Source organism: Haloarcula marina, assembly GCF_024218775.1.
GTDB lineage: Archaea > Halobacteriota > Halobacteria > Halobacteriales > Haloarculaceae > Haloarcula > Haloarcula marina.
Window position 1 is genome coordinate 3242788 of sequence record NZ_CP100404.1, and the last position, 15957, is coordinate 3258744.

Genomic DNA, 15957 nt, shown 5'->3' on the forward strand with positions numbered 1-15957 from the left:
TGTCAGTCCAAAGGTCTAAATCTCCCCGGCACGGACCTACAGTTACTATGAGCACGGAGACAGACGACGGGGACGACCTGCGCGAGCGAATTACCAACTTCCTGCGCCGGAACTTCCCGCAGATCCAGATGCACGGCGGCAGCGCGGCCATCGAGGAAATCGACCGCGAAGACGGGAGCGTCACCATCCGCCTCGGTGGCGCGTGCTCGGGGTGTGGCATCTCGCCGATGACCATCCAGGCCATCAAGACGCGCATGACCAAGGAGATTCCCGAAATCAACGAAGTCATCGCGCGAACCGGGATGGACCAGCAGGAAGGGATGTCCGGCGGCGCGGGCATGAGTCCCTCGTTCCCCGGCGAGTCCCGCGGCGGCGACATCAGCGACGACGAAGGCCCCGAAGCCCCGTTCTGAAGCCAGATTTCTCCAGTTTTTCGCCCGCCGAGTAGGGCTAGCGTCGGACAGACCTTGTTCTACTAGTCGTTTCCCGACATATACACCTATTATGATACGTCTCGGAATCGGTCTTTTCGTTCTGTCATCCGGTATTCGAGGAAAATACGGTCTTAGAGGGTTTTCAGCTACCTTCTCTCGAATTTCTTACGAGGGCATTGATTTCGGGAGACAGTGACTCGACTATCTCTTTGGTTCGCGTGAAATGGATTCTCTCGCGATAATTCAGCGATTTCACGGTTTGTCCAGCATCCGTCGGCAAGAATTGAACCTTACATACGAAAGTTGTCTCGTTCCAAGACCAGTCTGTTTTGATACACGTTTGTAGCACGGCTGTCGAGAAGCGAGCGGAGAGAACTGGGGTCCCGACCGATAGCCGGTCAGGTCCCCTTCATGCCGCCGGTGGCGAGGCCCTCGACGACCCACCGCTGGAACACGGCGAACAGCACGACGACGGGAATCATCGTGATGGTCGCGGCGGTGAGTAGTAGCTCCCACGCGACGGTGTTCTGCGACTGGAACAGTTGCAGACCGAAGGGGAGCGTTCGGGTCGCCGCCGTCTGTGAGAGGATGGAGACGAACAGGAAGTCGTTCCACGAGAGGATGAAGGTGTAGAACCCGGCGACGGTGATGCCCGGCAGCGACATCGGGATGATGATGCGCCAGAGGATGTCCAGATGCGAACACCCGTCCATCTTCGCCGCCTCGTCGAGCGACTTCGGAATGTCGTCGAAGTACCCCTTCAGCAGCCACGTGCCGAGCGGGATGCCCAGCACGGAGTGGGCGATGACGATGCCGAGCAGCGAGTCGATGAGGCTCAGCGAGAACATCACGAGGAAGAAGGGGATGAGGATGAGCACCCGCGGGAGCATCTGCGTCCCGAGGAACGAGAACAGCAGCGTGTTCCGTCCCGGGTACTCGAACCGCGACAACGAATAGGCCGCCAGCGTCCCGACGACCAGCGTCAGCAGCGTCGTCGACGTGGCGACGATGGTCGAGTTGATGAAGTACTGCTGGAACAGTCCCGTCGAGAGAATCGAGACGTAGTTCTGGAGCGTCAGGTCACCCAGCGCGGGCACGAGTCGCGGCGAGTAGAGGAAGTCCGCCGACGTGAACGTCGCCAGCACCATGTACGCGACCGGGAGCAACAGGAACGTCATGTAGACGCCGATGACGGCGTACACCGCCAGTGCGCGCTTCGGCGACATGTCTTCGGCGAGCCACGCGTCTATTCGGTCGGCGAACGAGCGGTCGGTCGATTGGGCCGTCTGTGATTGCGTTTCGGTAGCCATCGTTACTCACGTGCCTCCAGACTGGCGTAGACGATAGTGAACACCATCATGATGATGAGCATCACGACACCGATGCTCGCGGCGTACCCCATCGCGTACTGCTGGAACGCCTGCTTGTAGATGTACGTCGCGAGCACCTCCGTGTTGCCGAGCGGTCCGCCGCCCGTCGACAGGAAGATGATGTCGAAGTTGTTGAACGTGAAGATGACGTGCAACACGATCATGATCATCGACACGTACGAAATCTGCGGCAGCGTGATGTAGCGGAACCGCTGGAGCGGCCCCGCACCGTCGAGTCGCGCCGCTTCGTACTGCGTCTCGGGGATGGACTTCATCGCCGCCATCAGCGCGATGGCGTAGAAGGGGGTGTTCCGCCAGACGTGCATCAACACGATGAGCGGGAACGCCACGCCCGGACGGCCGAACCACGCGGCCGTCTGCATCCCGAGGCTGTCGAGGATGATGTTGACCGGCCCGAACCCGGACTGGGTCAGGAACCGGAAGATGATGACCATCACGATGACGGGCAACACCCACGTCACCATCGAGAGGCTTCGGAACAGCCCCGCACCGGGGACTTTCTCCTTCAGCGCCAGCGCGAGACCGAGGCCAAGCAGATACTGCAACGACACCGCCACCGAGGTGAGCAACACGGTGTGCCACAGCGCCTCGCGGAACGTCGCGTCGCCGAGCAACTCGGCGAAGTTCTGCAGGCCCACGAACGTTTGCTGTTCCGGGTTCAACAGCGACGCCTCGAAGAACGCCAGTTGGATACCCCGGAGCGTCGGGTAGATGATGATGACGCCCATCAGGATGAGCGCCGGGAGTATCAGCGCGTAGCCCAGCCACGTCTCCTCGAGGAACTCGCGGAACTCCGCGACGTAGCGGCCGCCGGTCGGTCCGGTGTCGGTGCTCGTTGCCATGTCGTGTTCAGAGCTCGCTTTCGAGGTTCTTCAGTTCGTCGTGGAACTGCTGACCGGCCTCGTAGGGGTCCGTCTCGCCGTAGGCGACTTCCTGCATGTAGCCGTAGAACGGTTCGCGGACCTGTCCCCAGCCGATTTTGGCGAGCGCGCGGCCCGTTTCGAACACGTCCGTGAACGGTTGCCAGTTCTCGTTGGTGATGGTCGATTCGACGTCCTCGTGGACCGGCGTCATGCCGTTCCCTTTGGCGTCCTCTCCCATCGCGCGCAGCGTGTCCGGTTCGGCGAACGCGGCGGCAATCTGCTTTGCGGCCTCCTTCTGGTCGGAGTGGCTGTTGACCATGACCGGCTTGACTTCGAGGAAGGTCCCCTGGGACCCGCCCTCGCCGTAGGGCAGGTGGGCGACGCTGGTGTTGTTCTCCAGCAGTTGGCTCGTCGCCTCGCTGTCGTTGATGTTGTCGCCGGTGGTCCACCCGCGGAGCCACGTCCCGCACTCGATGAAGGCGAACTCGCCGTTGAGGTAGCCGGGGTCGTTGACCTGCCACCCGGTCCCGAGTTGGTCGGGGTTACCGACCGGGTCGTCGGCGGCGTAGATTTGGTAGTACCAGTTGTCGAACACCTGTCCGAGCTGGTCGGCGTTGATGTTCAGCGACCACGACTCGCCGTCGGGGACGTACAGTTGGTCGGTGTGCTGGTAGACGTGGGACATCCACTCCTGGAACGCGCGGACGCTGCCGTCCTTGGTACAGTTGTGGTAGGCCCACAGGTCGTCGTACTCGCTGTTGATCATCCGACCGACTTCCTGGAACTCGGCGGCCGTCTCGGGCACGTCCTGACCGAGTTCTTCGAGGATGTCGAGGCGGTAGATGAGCGCGCGAGCGTTGCCGTTGTACGGCAGGCCGTAGAGGTTCCCGCGGTAGGTCACCGCGTCGAGAGCGCTCTGGACGAAACCGTCGTAGAAGTCCAGGCCCTCGGCGAAGTCGTTGAGCGGTTCGAGGTGCCCGGCCTTCACGTACTCTGTGAGGTGGCTCAGGACCCCTTCGATAGCGTCTGGGTCACCGGTCCGAGCGCCGGTGAGGTACTTCTGTCGCAGGTCCTCGTAGGAGAACCGACCCATCCGCGGTTCCTGGCCGAGGCGCTCCGTGGCGTTCTCGATGAACGCCTCGCGCCAGACCGGCGGGGAGTCGTCGTTCGGGAACGCGTAGTTCCAGAACAGTGGGGGTGACCCGCTGCCGCCGTCGCTGCTGCCACTGCTTCCGTCGCTTCCGGAACTACCGCCGTCGCCACCCATCTCGTCGGCCGCGCCGCCGTCGCCGCCGCCACAACCGGCGAGACCGGCGGTCGCACCGACACCGAGAGCTTTCACGAGTGAGCGTCTGCTGAGTCCGGAAGTACTGCTGTTATCTGCCATTGGGCAAACCCTAGAATCCACATTGGACCACCCATATTTATAATTTTCCCAAAAGACGGTGGACAACCCGTTTGCCGCCGAATCCATCTCACAGTAGATTTATAACTCGCTCTACGAGAAGATAGAACGCATGCCGAAAATCGCCTTCATCGGAGCGGGTAGCATGGTGTTCGCTACCAAACTCGTCGGCGACATCCTCTCGTTCGACGAGTTAGAAGACAGCACCATCGCCCTGATGGACATCGACGAGCACCGACTGGACCAGACGACCAAAATCGCCGAGGCGATGGTCGAAAACGAGGACGTAGACGCGACAATCGAGTCCACGACCGACCGTCTCGACGCCCTCGACGACGCCGACTACGTCATGAACATGATCAACGTCGGCGGCACCGAACCGTTCGAGAACGAGATTCGCATCCCGGAGGAGTACGGCGTCGAGCAAGCCATCGGCGACACCATCGGGCCGGGCGGCATCTTCCGCGGCCTGCGAACCATCCCGACGATGCTCGACCTCGCGAGCGACATGGAGGAAGTCTGTCCCGACGCCCTCCTGTTGAACTACACGAACCCGATGTCCATCCTCTGCCAGACGATGTTCGACGCGACGGACATCGAGACGGTGGGGCTGTGTCACAGCGTTCCCCACACCGCCGAAGCCATCGAGGACTACGTCGGCGTCCCCGAGGGCGAACTGGAGTACTGGGTCGCGGGCGTCAACCACGTCGCGTGGTTCCTCGAAGCGAAGTACGACGGCGAGAGCGTCTATCCCGACCTGCGGGAGGCCTACGACGACCCCGAGACGTACGAGCGAGACACCGTTCGCTTCGAGATGATGCAACACTTCGGCTACTTCCCGACCGAATCCTCCCACCACATGTCCGAGTACGTCCCGTACTTCCGGACCGACGAGGACACCATCGAGGAGATGGCCGGGACGGACTACGCCGAGCGGATGCCCACCGCGACGTACCTCGAAGGGTGGCAGGCCCGCTCGGAGGAACGGGACGACCCCGAACTCGGCGTCGACTTGGACGAGGTCGGTATCGAGCGTTCCGAGGAGTACGCCTCGCGCCTCATCCACTCCATCGAGACGGACACCACGCGGCGCTTCAACCTCAACGTCAGCAACGAGACGAACGCTATCGAATCCCTGCCGACCGACGCCTGCGTCGAGGTGCCCGTCCTCGTCGACGGCACGGGCCTGCATCCGTGTTCGGTCGGCGAACTCCCGAAGTCCATCCGCACTTTCCCCCAGCAACACGTCGCCGTCCAGCAACTCGCCGTCGCCGGTGCACTCGAAAACGACCGCGAGAAGATTCATCGCGCCGTCAAGCAGGACCCCCTCACCGCCGCGCAACTCACCCTGCCCGAGATTCACGAGATGACCGAGGAACTGCTCGACGCGAACGAGGCGTACCTGCCCGAACTGAACTGACCCGGCCCGGCCCCAGCCATTTGCTCCGTTTTCCGACCCGCGAGCGCCGAGACTGTCCGTCGAGACGTGCCGAAAAGTGAATCCGCTTATTCGACGCCGATTTCCACGCCGCTCACGTCGTCGAGTCCGGCCAGTGCCGCCACGTCGTCGGTCTCCGGTGGCGCGCGATTGCGCAACGCCTCGCCCGTCTCACCGTCGAAGACGTGGACCCGGTTCTGCGGGAACTGGACCGTCAGTTCGCGGCCCGATTCGATGACGATGTCCCCCTCGAGCGTCGCGGTGTACTGCTCGCCGCCGATGTCGAGGTAGACGTAGCTCACGTCCCCGAGCGGTTCGGTCACCTTCACTGTCGGCGAGATGGCGTTGTGGGTGTCCTTCGGGACGGCTTTGATGTCTTCGGGGCGGATACCCAGCGTGAACCGCGAGCCCTCGCCCTCGATGTCGGCGTACACGTCGTCGTCGAGTTCGTACGCGAACTCGTCGTGGACGAGCGTCGGCGTCTCGCCCGACGTGTCGAGTTCGACGTCGAAGAAGTTCATCGAGGGCGACCCGATGAACCCGGCGACGAACTGGTTGGCCGGTTCGTGATAGCACTCCAGCGGCGTCCCGAGTTGCTGGAGTTGCCCGTCGTTGAGGACGGCGATGCGGTCGGACATCGTCATCGCCTCAGTCTGGTCGTGGGTGACGTAGATAGTGGTGACCCCGAAGTCGGACTGGAGTTCCTGCAGTTCGGTGCGCATCTGGGTGCGCAGTTTCGCGTCCAAGTTGCTGAGCGGTTCGTCCATCAGGAACACTTCCGGTTCGCGGACGATGGCCCGCCCCAGCGCGACGCGCTGTTGCTGGCCGCCGGATAGCTCGTCGGGTTTCTTGTCGATGAGGTCGCCGATACCCATCATGTCGGCGGCGTCTTGGACCCGCTCTGCGATTTCGCTCTTCGGAAGGTCCGTCGTCATCTTCAGCCCGAACGCCATGTTCTCACGGGCCGTCATGTGCGGGTACAGCGCGTAGCTCTGGAACACCATCGCCATGTTGCGCGACTTCGGTTTCTTCTCGGTCACGTCCTCGCCGTCGAGGACGATGCTCCCCTCGGTGGGGTTCTCCAGCCCCGCAATCATCCGCAGCGTCGTCGACTTCCCGCATCCCGACGGCCCGACGAGGACGATGAACTCGCCGTCCTCAATCTCTGCATCGAACGAATCCACCGCGACGATGTCGCCGCCGTCGTCGTGGAATATCTTTGTGAGGTTCTGTATCTCTAGCTCGCCCATACCCCATTACATACTGTAGGTGGTGTTAAATCTTGCCACGCATCGGCGTTCGGTCCGTACGGCCCGCAAACCGCCCGGATTGTCGACGGCGTTTCTGATACGAGAACGATTTCGCCGTGGCTCTCCGCCCCCGCTGAGCGAGGGGATGTTCCCCGCTACGCACGTGTGCGCGCGATGACGACACTATCGACCAGTCGCCCGGCAGACAGCACGGCCGAGCGACGACACATCCGTTTTCCGGAATTTTTAGCGATAACGGCTGTCGGAGTGCGGGGACTTCGACACGCCGCTGGCGGTGACAGGTCCCGCTATCCTCGCGACGGAGCCAGCGAGTCGGTATTGCCTCGCCGGGTCACTTCCGTTCTCGTATCGGAAACACCACTCGCGAGGCGGAGCGCGGGGCTTTTTGTTGTCGGTTCCCGTGGTGTGTTCACATGCCGACAGTAGAGAGTCCCGAAGGCACAGTCACCGCTACCGTCTCGCTCAGCGGCGCGGACCAGACCCTCGCCGTCGCACTCGCCGACCGGACCGTCGTCGAACCGTCCACGCTCGGCCTGACTGCGCCGTTCGACCCACCGACCGAAGACGTCGACCTGCCGACCGTCGAGGACTTCGAGCGCTCGGACCGTACCGTCTCGGAGACGTTCGCGACGACGTACGGGAAGCGCCGCGAACACAGCCACGAGGCGACCGAATCGGTGTTCGTCTGCGACTTTTCGAACGGCGAGACGGTCGAACTGACGGTGCGTGCGAGCGCCGAGGGCGTCGCCTACCGCTACCGCCTGCCCGAGACGGGGTCGGTGCTGTTGTTCGAGGACCAGACCGAATTTCGGTTCCCCGACCGGACGACGACGTGGCTCACGCCGTGGGCCGAGAACCACGAGGCCACCTCGCGGCGCGCGCCTCTCTTCACCGCAGAGGGCCGCTACTGCACGCCCGGCCTGTTTCAGGTCGCCGACGACGCGTGGGCGCTGGTCACCGAAGCGGGCGTCGACGGGTCGTATCACGCCGCTAGCCTCCGCTCGCGCGACCAGACGGCCGCCGTCGAGTTCGAACACCCGTGGACGCCGGTGCGGGCGAAAGGCGCCTTCGAGACGCCGTGGCGCGTCGCCGTGGTCGGTGACCTCGCCACCGTCGTCGAATCCGACCTCGTCCCGGCGCTGGTCGACGGGCCGCGCTTCGACCCCGAGTGGGTCGACCCGGGCCGGGTCGCGTGGTCGTGGTGGTCCGAGAGCGACAGTCCGTACGACCCCGACAGACAGCGTGACTACGTCGACTACGCCGCCGAACGCGGCTGGGAATACGTCCTCGTCGACGAGGGGTGGAGTCCCGACTGGCTCCCGGAACTGGTCGAGTACGCCGCCGACCGCGGGGTCGAACTGTTCGTCTGGGCCCACTGGACGGACCTCCACGGGGCCGACGAGCGCCGCGAGAAACTGGCCCGCTGGGCAGAGTGGGGCGTCGCGGGCGTCAAAATAGACTTCATGGACTCGGACGAACAGGGCCGTCTCCAGTTCTACGACGAACTGCTGGCCGACGCCGCAGAGCGCGAACTGCTCGTGAACTTCCACGGGTCGGTCGTCCCGTCGGGACTCAAGCGGCGGTGGCCCCACGTCATGACCTACGAGGGGGTGATGGGGGCCGAACACCTCAAGTGGGCGACGCTGACGCCCGAACACAACGTCACGCTCCCCTTTACTCGCAACGCCGTCGGCGCGATGGACTACACGCCCGTGACGTTCTCGGCGGACTCGCGACACACCAGCGACGCCCACGAACTCGCGCTGTCGGTGGTGTACGAGTCCGGCCTCCAGCACTTCGCCGACAGCGTCGACGCCTACGCCACCCGTCCCGACGCCGAGTGGTTCCTCGAACGCGTCCCCGCCGCGTGGGACGAGACGGTGTTCCTCCGCGGCCATCCGGGTTCGGAAGCGACTATCGCCCGCGAACGCGACGGCGAGTGGTTCGTCGGGTGCATCACCGCCGGTGGGGCGCGCACCGTCGAGACGACGCTCTCAGTACTCGACGGCGACCGGGAGGCGACGCTGATTCGTGACCCGAGCGGCGCAGACGAGGCTGACGACGACGGCCTCGTCCGCGAGACGGTGACCGTGGGGCCGGAGACGCCGCTGTCCGTCGACGTACCCGAAAACGGCGGTTTCGCGCTCTACTGTCCCTGACGAATCGACTCGGCGTACTCCCTGTACAGTTCGTCCTGCATCACCTGCGTCCGGCCGCCGTCGACGAGGATGCTCTCCCCAGTGACGAACGTCGCGTCGTCGCTGGCGAGGAAGGCGGCCATCCCCGCTACGTCCGCCGGAGTGCCGAGTCGGCCCGTCGGGTGAATCGCCTTCGTGTACTCGTACTCCTCGTCGCTGTCGAACTCCGCGCGGGTGCGTTCTATCTCGACCCACCCCGGATTGATGGTGTTGACCGTGATGCCGTGGGGACCGAGTTCCAGCGCCATCGCCCGCGTCATCCCGTTGATACCCGCCTTTACGGCATTGTAGGGGTACAGCCCCGGCATCGTCAGGAACGCGTGGTTCGAGGACATGTTCAGGACGGTGCCGCCTTCGGGCATCGCCTCGACGGCGTGTTTGGCACACAGCCAGAACGACCGGAAGTCCGTCTCGACGACGAACTCCCAATCGGAGAGGGTGGCCTCGCTGGCCGTCGTCTCCGTCTGGACGCCCGCGTTGTTCACCAACACGTCGACGCGGCCGTACTCGTCGACGGTGTGGTCGATGAGCGCCTCGATTTCGGCGGGGTCGCGCATGTCCGCCTGCACGAACGTCGCCTCGCCGCCCTCGTCGGTGATTGTGTCGACGACGGCCTCTCCGGGGTCGCGGGAGCGGCCGGTGACGACCACCGACGCCCCCTCCGCGGCGAACCGGCGAGCGACGCCCGCGCCGATGCCGCGCGTCGACCCGGTGACGACGACGACGCGCTGTTCGTGTCTGGTCGGGACGGCGTTCGCAGTCGGGTCTGTCGAACTCATCTACCAGCACCTGTGGACTCCACCGAGAAATATGCAAGGGGTCGGCGGGGGAACGTTTAACCACCGCGGGGAAGAGTATAGGAGTAAGACGGGCACAGCGCCCGTGGACTGACGATGCTCACGACGAGAAAGCGCACACAACTAGAGACGGTACTCGCAGAGTACGACGCCGACAGCGCGTGGTTCGCCACGCCGCCGGCGTTCGCGTGGCTGACCGGCGGCGGGAACAACGTCGTCTCGCTTGCGGACGATACCGGAGTTGCCGCGGTCGGCTACGACGGCGAGGACGTCGTCCTCGTCGCCGACCACATCGAGGCCGACCGACTCCGCGAGGAGGAACTGGCCGTGGACGCCACCGTCCGCGAGTTCGACTGGTACGACGAGACGCTGGAATCGGCCGTCGCGGAACTGGCGACCGGGGACGCCGTCGCGGACTTCGACCTCCCCGGCGCGGAGACGGTCCGCGTGCCGACCCGGACGTTCCCGCTCACCGACTCCGAACGGGAACGGTACCGCGACCTCTCTCGAGAGACGACGGAAGTGGTCGAGCGCGTCGCTCGCGACGTGACGCCGGTGATGACCGAGCGCGGGGCCGCCGCCGACCTCGCACACGGCCTGCGCCAGCGGAAGATAGACCCGCTTGTGGTACTGGTCGGCGGGGCCGACCGGAGCCAGCGCTATCGGCACTTCACGCCCGGCGACGCGACGTTAGACGAGTACGCCACCCTCACCGTCGTCGGGCGGCGCGGCGGCTTGCACGCCTGCGTGACCCGGACGGTGGCCTTCGAGACGCCCGAGTGGCTTCCCGACCGCTTCGCGGCGACCCAGCGCGTCGCGGCGACGGCGCTCCGGGCGACCCAGCGTGTCGGCCGCGACGGTGGGACCGCGGGCGACGTGTTCGACGCGATTCGGGACGCCTACGCCGCCGTCGGCTACCCAGAGGAGTGGCACGAACACCACCAGGGCGGGATGACGGGGTACGGCGGCCGCGAGTGGTTCGCCCGACCCGACGGCGAGGACGCCGTGACGCTCGGGTCGGCCTACGCGTGGAACCCCACGATTCAGGGGACGAAAGTCGAGGACACGGCGCTGGTCACCGAAGCGGACGTTGAGTTGCTGACGGTGACCGGCGAGTGGCCGACGACGAGCGTCGACCCGGTCGGCGACGGCGCGGCCCTCGAACTGCCTGCCGTGATGAGCCGAGACTAATCGAAAAACCGCTCGCTTACCACTCGGCGACGCTGCCGTCCTCGTGACGCCACACGGGGTTGTGCCAGTTGACCGTCTTCTCGGACTGTTCGCGGACGTACGCCTCGTTGATTTCGATGCCCAGTCCGGGGTCGTCCGGAATCTGGACGTAGCCGTCATCGTACTCGAACACCGACGGGTCCGCGAGGTAGTCGAGCACGTCCGTCGTCTCGTTGTAGTGGATGTTGAGGCTCTGCTCTTGAATCAGCGCGTTCGGCGAACAGGCGTCGACCTGCACGCAGGAGGCCAGCGCCACCGGGCCAAGCGGACAGTGTGGAGCGAGCGCCACGTCGTAGGCCTCGGCCATCGACGCGATTTTCTTGACCTCGGTGATGCCCCCGGCGTGTGAGAGGTCCGGTTGGATGACGTCGACGGCCCCGTCCGCGAAAATCTCCTTGTAGTCCCACCGCGAGAACATCCGTTCGCCCGTCGCGATGGGGATGGTGGTGTGGGCGGCGATGTCCGGCAGGGCCTCGTTGTGTTCGGGGAGGACCGGTTCCTCGATGAACATCGGTTCGTGCGGCTCCAAGGCCTTCGCCAGCCGTTTCGCCATCGGCTTCGTGACTCGGCCGTGGAAGTCGACGCCGATGTCGACTTCGTCGCCGACGGCCTCGCGCACCTCGCGCAGGCGGTTCGCGGCCGCCTCGACGGCCGCCGGGTTGTCCACCCGTTCGATTTCGGCGGTGGCGTTCATCTTCAGCGCCGAGAACCCGGCGTCGACCTTCTGTTCGGCTTGCTCGGCCACCTCGGAGGGGCGGTCGCCGCCGATCCACTGATACACGCGGATGCGATTGCGGGCGGCCCCGCCGAGGAGTTGGTGGACCGGCGCGCCCAACTGCTTGCCCTTGATGTCCCAGAGCGCCTGGTCGATGCCCGCGATGGCGGACATGAGCACCGGGCCGCCGCGGTAGAAGCCGCCGCGGTACATCGTCTGCCAGTGGTCCTCGATGTCCTCGGGGTTCTCGCCGAGGAGGTAGTTCTCCAGCAGTTCCTCAACGGCGGCCCGGACGGTGTGGGCGCGCCCCTCGACGACGGGTTCGCCCCACCCGACGGTGCCGTCGGCCGTCTCGACGCGGAGGAGGAGCCATCTGGGCGGCACCTCGAACAGTTCGTAGTCGACGATTCGGTTCCTCGCGCTGCTGTCGGATTGGGATGTGTTCGAACTCATTGTGGTCGGTCAGTGCGTGCGGGGGTCGCCCGCGTGACGCCACCGCCGTCGGCGGACCGACGCGTTCCGGACCCGCGGCGGGCCAGTGGCGTTGTCTGTCTCATCGTCCCACAGTTCGTTAACGCCCCATTTAACCGTTGTGTCAGCGTCGGTGGGCCGCGCCGACCACCACCGTTCACGATGTGCGAACGACTTTTGTGCCTCCGGCCGAAATCACGGTGCATGAACGACGGCCCGCGGGTCAAGACGACCCAAACGAGCTTTCGCATCATCGAGGCGGTGCGGGACAACCGCGGCGCTGGCGTGAGCGAACTCGCCCGGACGGTCGACCTCTCGAAGTCCGCCGTCCACAAGCACGTCCAGACGCTGACCGAAATCGGCTACCTCGTCCGCGAGGACGACGCGTACTACCTGAGTAACCGGTTTCTCAGCCTCGGCAACCGCGCCCGCGAACGACTCCCGCTGGGCCCGGCCAGCAACGTCGTCAACGACCTCGCCGAGACGACCGGCCACGTCACGAACTTCATGGCTCACGAGAACGGCCGCGGCGTCTACGCGCTCCGCGTCGAACCCGAGGGCGTCGACCTCGGCGATATCGTCACCGAGGGGGACGTCGCACCGCTGCACGCCACCGCCGGAGGGAAGGCGATTCTCGCCTTCTTCTCGAAGGAGAAACGGACCGCTATCCTCGACAGCGTCGGCCTCCCCGCGCACACGGAGAAGACCATCACCGACCGCCGGGAACTCGAACGGGAACTGCGCTCCATCCGCGACCAGCGCGTGGCCTTCGACCGCGAGGAGTTCATGACGGGCCACCAGTGTGTCGCCTCGCCCGTCGTCGACCGCAGCGGCGAACCAATCGCCGCCGTCAGCGTCACCGGCAACATCCAGCACATGTCCGGCAAGCGCCTCGAAGAGGACGTGACCGGCCTCGTCACCAGCGCCGCAAAATCCATCGAGAACGAACTCCTCTCACAGTAGCTGTTCTCGCATCGTGAACGCTCCGCGTGCGAACCGTTTTCACGTCGCCGTTCCCGCCGCCCGCCTCCCGCAGTCTAGAACGTGAACGTGGCCCGTTCGACGCCACAGCGGCCGGGAACGGCCTCGACGTGCCGATAACGACTGGTTCTAACAACGATACGTGTGTTATCTTAGGTCGACTAGCAGTGAGAGCGGTATCGTTCTCACATCGTGAACGGAGCTTGGAGCGGTACGGCGCGACGACGAGCGTCCTCGGTTCGCCGCCCATGGTCGAGACCAGTAATATCAGAGATGTGTGATAGTCGTATATAATATATTAGTGTACGTAGATAAGCTAGCAGATATGCACTCATATCATATCTTCACCAGTATCGGGCGGTTAGATGTGAGTTTGGAGAAGAGTATCGTCAGCTATGGCTTGTAGGGTTTTTCTCACGTGAGTCTACCGAACACGGCTGTTTCGGAAGCTTAATCCTCTCTTCGGAGAATCTTGACCGGAATAGGCCAACACAACTGTTTCTCAATACATTTCGAATATAGTTTGGATTCTTATATAGCTTCGCGCACGTCTTCGACCGCGGCTTCCACGACAGCCACGTCGAACGCGTCGACGGTGTCGCCGCCGACGAGGAACGACGCGTCCCCGGGCACGTCGAGCGACACCGGTTCGCTCGTGAAGTTCGTGACCCACGTGTAGCCGTCTCGATGTGCCAGGCGCACGCCGTCGGGAAGCGGGTCGGCGTGGTCGACGCCCGCCGCGCCGAGCAGGTCCGCGACGAGTGCGTCCGCGAGGCCCTCGCCGGGCCAACAGCCGACGGTGGTGACGCTCCCCTCGCCGACGCGGTTGTGCGCGACGGCGGGTTCCTCGGCGGCCTCGCCGGAGCGGTAGCGCCCGCGCGTCTCGGCCGCGTCCGGGTCGAGCCATCCGGCCCACGTCTGGTAATCGTACGTCTCGCCGTCGTAGCCGACGCGGGTGTCGAACTGCGCGGGAAGGCTCTCGTGGCGACTCACGCGGACCCCCGCGAGGTCGGCGAGGGGGCCGGGCGCGAGCGTCTCGTGCAGTTGGTTATACGGGTCCTTCTCGCCGGTGCGCGCGCCCAGCAGGAGGTGCCCGCCCGACTCGACGTAGTCGGTGAGACGGCCCGCGAGGGCCTCGCCCGCGAGATACAGCGTCGGCGCGACGACGGCGGCGTAGCCGTCGAGGTCGGCAGACGGCGGGACCACGTCGACCTGCACGCCCCGTTCGCGGAGCGCGTCGTAGTAGGCCCGCAGGTGCGACCAGTAGTGCCAGTCCGGAGAGTGAGGCTGAATATCCGTCGCCCACAGGCTCTCGTAGTCGTGGAGGAGGGCGACGGGCGCGTCCACCGGGTCGAGGTCGAACAGTTCCGGGGCGGTGGCGGCGGCGTCGCGGTACCCCTTGTCGGGACTGCCGTCCTGCTTGCGGAGGCCCGCGTGGTACTGCTCTTGCCCTTGGCGACAGCGCCGCCAGCGGAAGTAGAGGACGGCGTCCGCGCCGTGAGCGACGGCGTGGTGCGCCCACAACCGCATCGCCCCGTCGCCGGGTTGGGGCGCGTGGGGCGGCCAGTTCACGTCGCCGGGTTGCTGTTCGAGCACCCAGAACGGCGTCTCCGGCCCGCGGTAGATGTCGTGGTTCAGGCCGATTTCGTCCGGGTCGCCCGCCCGCAGTTCGTCCGTCGTCGGGTCGCCGGGTTGCCGGTCTTGGACGAATCCCGTGGGGTAGGAGTCCCATCCGAGAAAGTCGAGGTCGTCGGCCAGCGAGTAGGCGTCCAGCGTCGGGAAATCGCCCATGAAGTTGTGGGTGACGAACCACTCGTCGTTGGCCGCCCGAATCAGGTCGGCGTGCAGGCGGTTGTACTCGACGACGCTGTCGTTCGCGAAGCGGTAGTAGTCCAGCAGGCGCGAGGGGTGATGTTCGGCTGGCGTCGGTCCAGGCAGGTCGACTGCCTCGAAGTCTGGGTACTGCTGGCTCCAGAAGGTGTTGCCCCACGCCTCGTTCAGCGCGTCCACGTCGCCGTACTTGGCTTCCAACCACTCGCGGAACGCCGCCGCGCAGTCGTCACAGTAACACCGCACCGTGCGGTGACAGCCGTACTCGTTGTCGGCCTGCCACCCGGCGACGTGCGGATTGTCGGCGTAGCGCTCCGTGACCGTGCGGACGATGCGTTTGGTCTCCTCCCGGTACGTCGGCGAGTTGAAACACGTGAACCGGCGGCTCCCCCATTCGCGGGGCGTGCCGTCGGCGTCGGCCTGCCGCACGTTGGGGTGCTCGTCGACCAGCCACTTCGGCGGCGTCGCCGTCGGCGTACACAACACCGCCTGCATGCCGTGGTCGCCGACGAGTTCGATGGCCTCGTCGAGCCAGTCGAAGTCGAATTCGCCGCGTTCGGGTTCGATGCGCGCCCACGAGAACTCCGCCATGCGGACGTACTCCAGTCCCGCGTCGGCCATCTGGGCCACGTCCGTCTCCCAGCGCTCGCTGGGCCAGTGCTCGGGGAAGTAGCAGACTCCGAGTGTCATACTCGCTCGGGCGGCGGCCCGCGATATACGTCTTGCCCCAGCGAGTCGCGCCCCGCGGAGCCTCTACGAGAAGCAGGGATTCCGCGAAATCGAGCGGGCGGACGTGACGTTCGACGGGGAGGCGTTCACCATGCTGTTGTACCGGAAGTCCCTGCGGTAACGTGGACGGCATCCGGGCGACCCCGAACGACCGTCGGCGCTGGATACCCCAGCCACCCCACCGGGAGAAATCACACCGTTTTA

Annotated in this window: 12 protein-coding genes; 5 read left to right on the top strand and 7 right to left on the bottom strand. The window is 65.1% G+C overall.

What is annotated here, in order from left to right; translation table 11 throughout:
• The first annotated feature begins 47 nt into the window (after window positions 1–47).
• The gene (locus NJQ44_RS17090; RefSeq protein ID WP_254272541.1) at window positions 48–413 is read left to right on the top strand and encodes a NifU family protein; all 366 of its coding nucleotides are present in this window, start codon (window positions 48–50) and stop codon (window positions 411–413) included.
• Window positions 414–832: 419 nt separating this feature from the next.
• On the opposite strand, the gene NJQ44_RS17095 is transcribed toward NJQ44_RS17090, so the two are convergent.
• Genes NJQ44_RS17095 through NJQ44_RS17105 form a run of 3 tightly spaced genes read right to left on the bottom strand, consistent with a single transcriptional unit; the run spans window position 833 to window position 4030 of the window.
• Window positions 833–1744, bottom strand: coding sequence for a carbohydrate ABC transporter permease (locus NJQ44_RS17095; RefSeq protein WP_254272542.1), 912 nt, complete (start codon window positions 1742–1744; stop codon window positions 833–835).
• 2 nt (window positions 1745–1746) lie between these two features.
• Window positions 1747–2667: a carbohydrate ABC transporter permease gene (locus NJQ44_RS17100; protein WP_254272543.1), complete on the bottom strand. Its 921-nt coding sequence runs from the start codon at window positions 2665–2667 to the stop codon at window positions 1747–1749.
• Between the two features lie 7 nt (window positions 2668–2674).
• Window positions 2675–4030, bottom strand: a complete 1356-nt coding sequence (locus NJQ44_RS17105) for an ABC transporter substrate-binding protein (RefSeq protein WP_254272544.1) — start codon at window positions 4028–4030, stop codon at window positions 2675–2677.
• 175 nt (window positions 4031–4205) lie between these two features.
• Here NJQ44_RS17105 and melA point away from each other — a divergent pair, with 175 nt between their 5' ends.
• Window positions 4206–5513, top strand: a complete 1308-nt coding sequence (gene melA / locus NJQ44_RS17110) for an alpha-galactosidase (RefSeq protein ID WP_254272545.1) — start codon at window positions 4206–4208, stop codon at window positions 5511–5513.
• 86 nt (window positions 5514–5599) lie between these two features.
• Here melA and NJQ44_RS17115 read toward each other — a convergent pair whose 3' ends face one another.
• Window positions 5600–6781 (bottom strand): ABC transporter ATP-binding protein, encoded by a 1182-nt coding sequence (locus tag NJQ44_RS17115; RefSeq protein ID WP_254272546.1) that lies wholly within the window; start codon window positions 6779–6781, stop codon window positions 5600–5602.
• 434 nt (window positions 6782–7215) lie between these two features.
• Here NJQ44_RS17115 and NJQ44_RS17120 point away from each other — a divergent pair, with 434 nt between their 5' ends.
• A complete protein-coding gene (locus NJQ44_RS17120) occupies window positions 7216–8961 on the top strand; it encodes a glycoside hydrolase family 97 protein (RefSeq protein ID WP_254272547.1) in 1746 nt (581 codons plus the stop codon).
• On the opposite strand, the gene NJQ44_RS17125 is transcribed toward NJQ44_RS17120, so the two are convergent.
• Window positions 8949–9779 carry an SDR family NAD(P)-dependent oxidoreductase gene (locus NJQ44_RS17125; RefSeq protein WP_254272548.1) on the bottom strand — a complete coding sequence of 277 codons (831 nt, stop codon included), beginning with the start codon at window positions 9777–9779 and terminating at the stop codon, window positions 8949–8951. The genes NJQ44_RS17120 and NJQ44_RS17125 overlap by 13 nt on opposite strands.
• A 114-nt stretch (window positions 9780–9893) precedes the next feature.
• On the opposite strand from NJQ44_RS17125, the gene NJQ44_RS17130 reads away from it, so the two are divergent.
• On the top strand, window positions 9894–10988 hold the full coding sequence (locus tag NJQ44_RS17130; protein WP_254272549.1) for a M24 family metallopeptidase: 1095 nt from the start codon (window positions 9894–9896) through the stop codon (window positions 10986–10988).
• Window positions 10989–11004: 16 nt separating this feature from the next.
• Here NJQ44_RS17130 and dgoD read toward each other — a convergent pair whose 3' ends face one another.
• Window positions 11005–12195, bottom strand: a complete 1191-nt coding sequence (gene dgoD / locus NJQ44_RS17135; protein ID WP_254272550.1) for a galactonate dehydratase — start codon at window positions 12193–12195, stop codon at window positions 11005–11007.
• A gap of 222 nt (window positions 12196–12417) precedes the next feature.
• Here dgoD and NJQ44_RS17140 point away from each other — a divergent pair, with 222 nt between their 5' ends.
• Window positions 12418–13176 carry an IclR family transcriptional regulator gene (locus tag NJQ44_RS17140; RefSeq protein WP_254272551.1) on the top strand — a complete coding sequence of 253 codons (759 nt, stop codon included), beginning with the start codon at window positions 12418–12420 and terminating at the stop codon, window positions 13174–13176.
• A gap of 549 nt (window positions 13177–13725) precedes the next feature.
• Here NJQ44_RS17140 and NJQ44_RS17145 read toward each other — a convergent pair.
• The gene (locus NJQ44_RS17145; protein WP_254272552.1) at window positions 13726–15714 is read right to left on the bottom strand and encodes a beta-galactosidase; all 1989 of its coding nucleotides are present in this window, start codon (window positions 15712–15714) and stop codon (window positions 13726–13728) included.
• Window positions 15715–15957: the final 243 nt, after the last annotated feature.

Bases quoted from the DNA above. Each gene is read 5' to 3' on its own strand.
- NJQ44_RS17090 (WP_254272541.1), top strand. From the start codon at position 48: ATGAGCACGGAGACAGACGACGGGGACGACCTGCGCGAGCGAATTACC.
- dgoD (WP_254272550.1), bottom strand. From the start codon at position 12,195: ATGAGTTCGAACACATCCCAATCCGACAGCAGCGCGAGGAACCGAATC.
- NJQ44_RS17145 (WP_254272552.1), bottom strand. From the start codon at position 15,714: ATGACACTCGGAGTCTGCTACTTCCCCGAGCACTGGCCCAGCGAGCGC.
- NJQ44_RS17100 (WP_254272543.1), bottom strand. From the start codon at position 2,667: ATGGCAACGAGCACCGACACCGGACCGACCGGCGGCCGCTACGTCGCG.
- NJQ44_RS17125 (WP_254272548.1), bottom strand. From the start codon at position 9,779: ATGAGTTCGACAGACCCGACTGCGAACGCCGTCCCGACCAGACACGAA.
- NJQ44_RS17115 (WP_254272546.1), bottom strand. From the start codon at position 6,781: ATGGGCGAGCTAGAGATACAGAACCTCACAAAGATATTCCACGACGAC.
- NJQ44_RS17095 (WP_254272542.1), bottom strand. From the start codon at position 1,744: ATGGCTACCGAAACGCAATCACAGACGGCCCAATCGACCGACCGCTCG.
- NJQ44_RS17130 (WP_254272549.1), top strand. From the start codon at position 9,894: ATGCTCACGACGAGAAAGCGCACACAACTAGAGACGGTACTCGCAGAG.
- NJQ44_RS17140 (WP_254272551.1), top strand. From the start codon at position 12,418: ATGAACGACGGCCCGCGGGTCAAGACGACCCAAACGAGCTTTCGCATC.
- NJQ44_RS17120 (WP_254272547.1), top strand. From the start codon at position 7,216: ATGCCGACAGTAGAGAGTCCCGAAGGCACAGTCACCGCTACCGTCTCG.
- melA (WP_254272545.1), top strand. From the start codon at position 4,206: ATGCCGAAAATCGCCTTCATCGGAGCGGGTAGCATGGTGTTCGCTACC.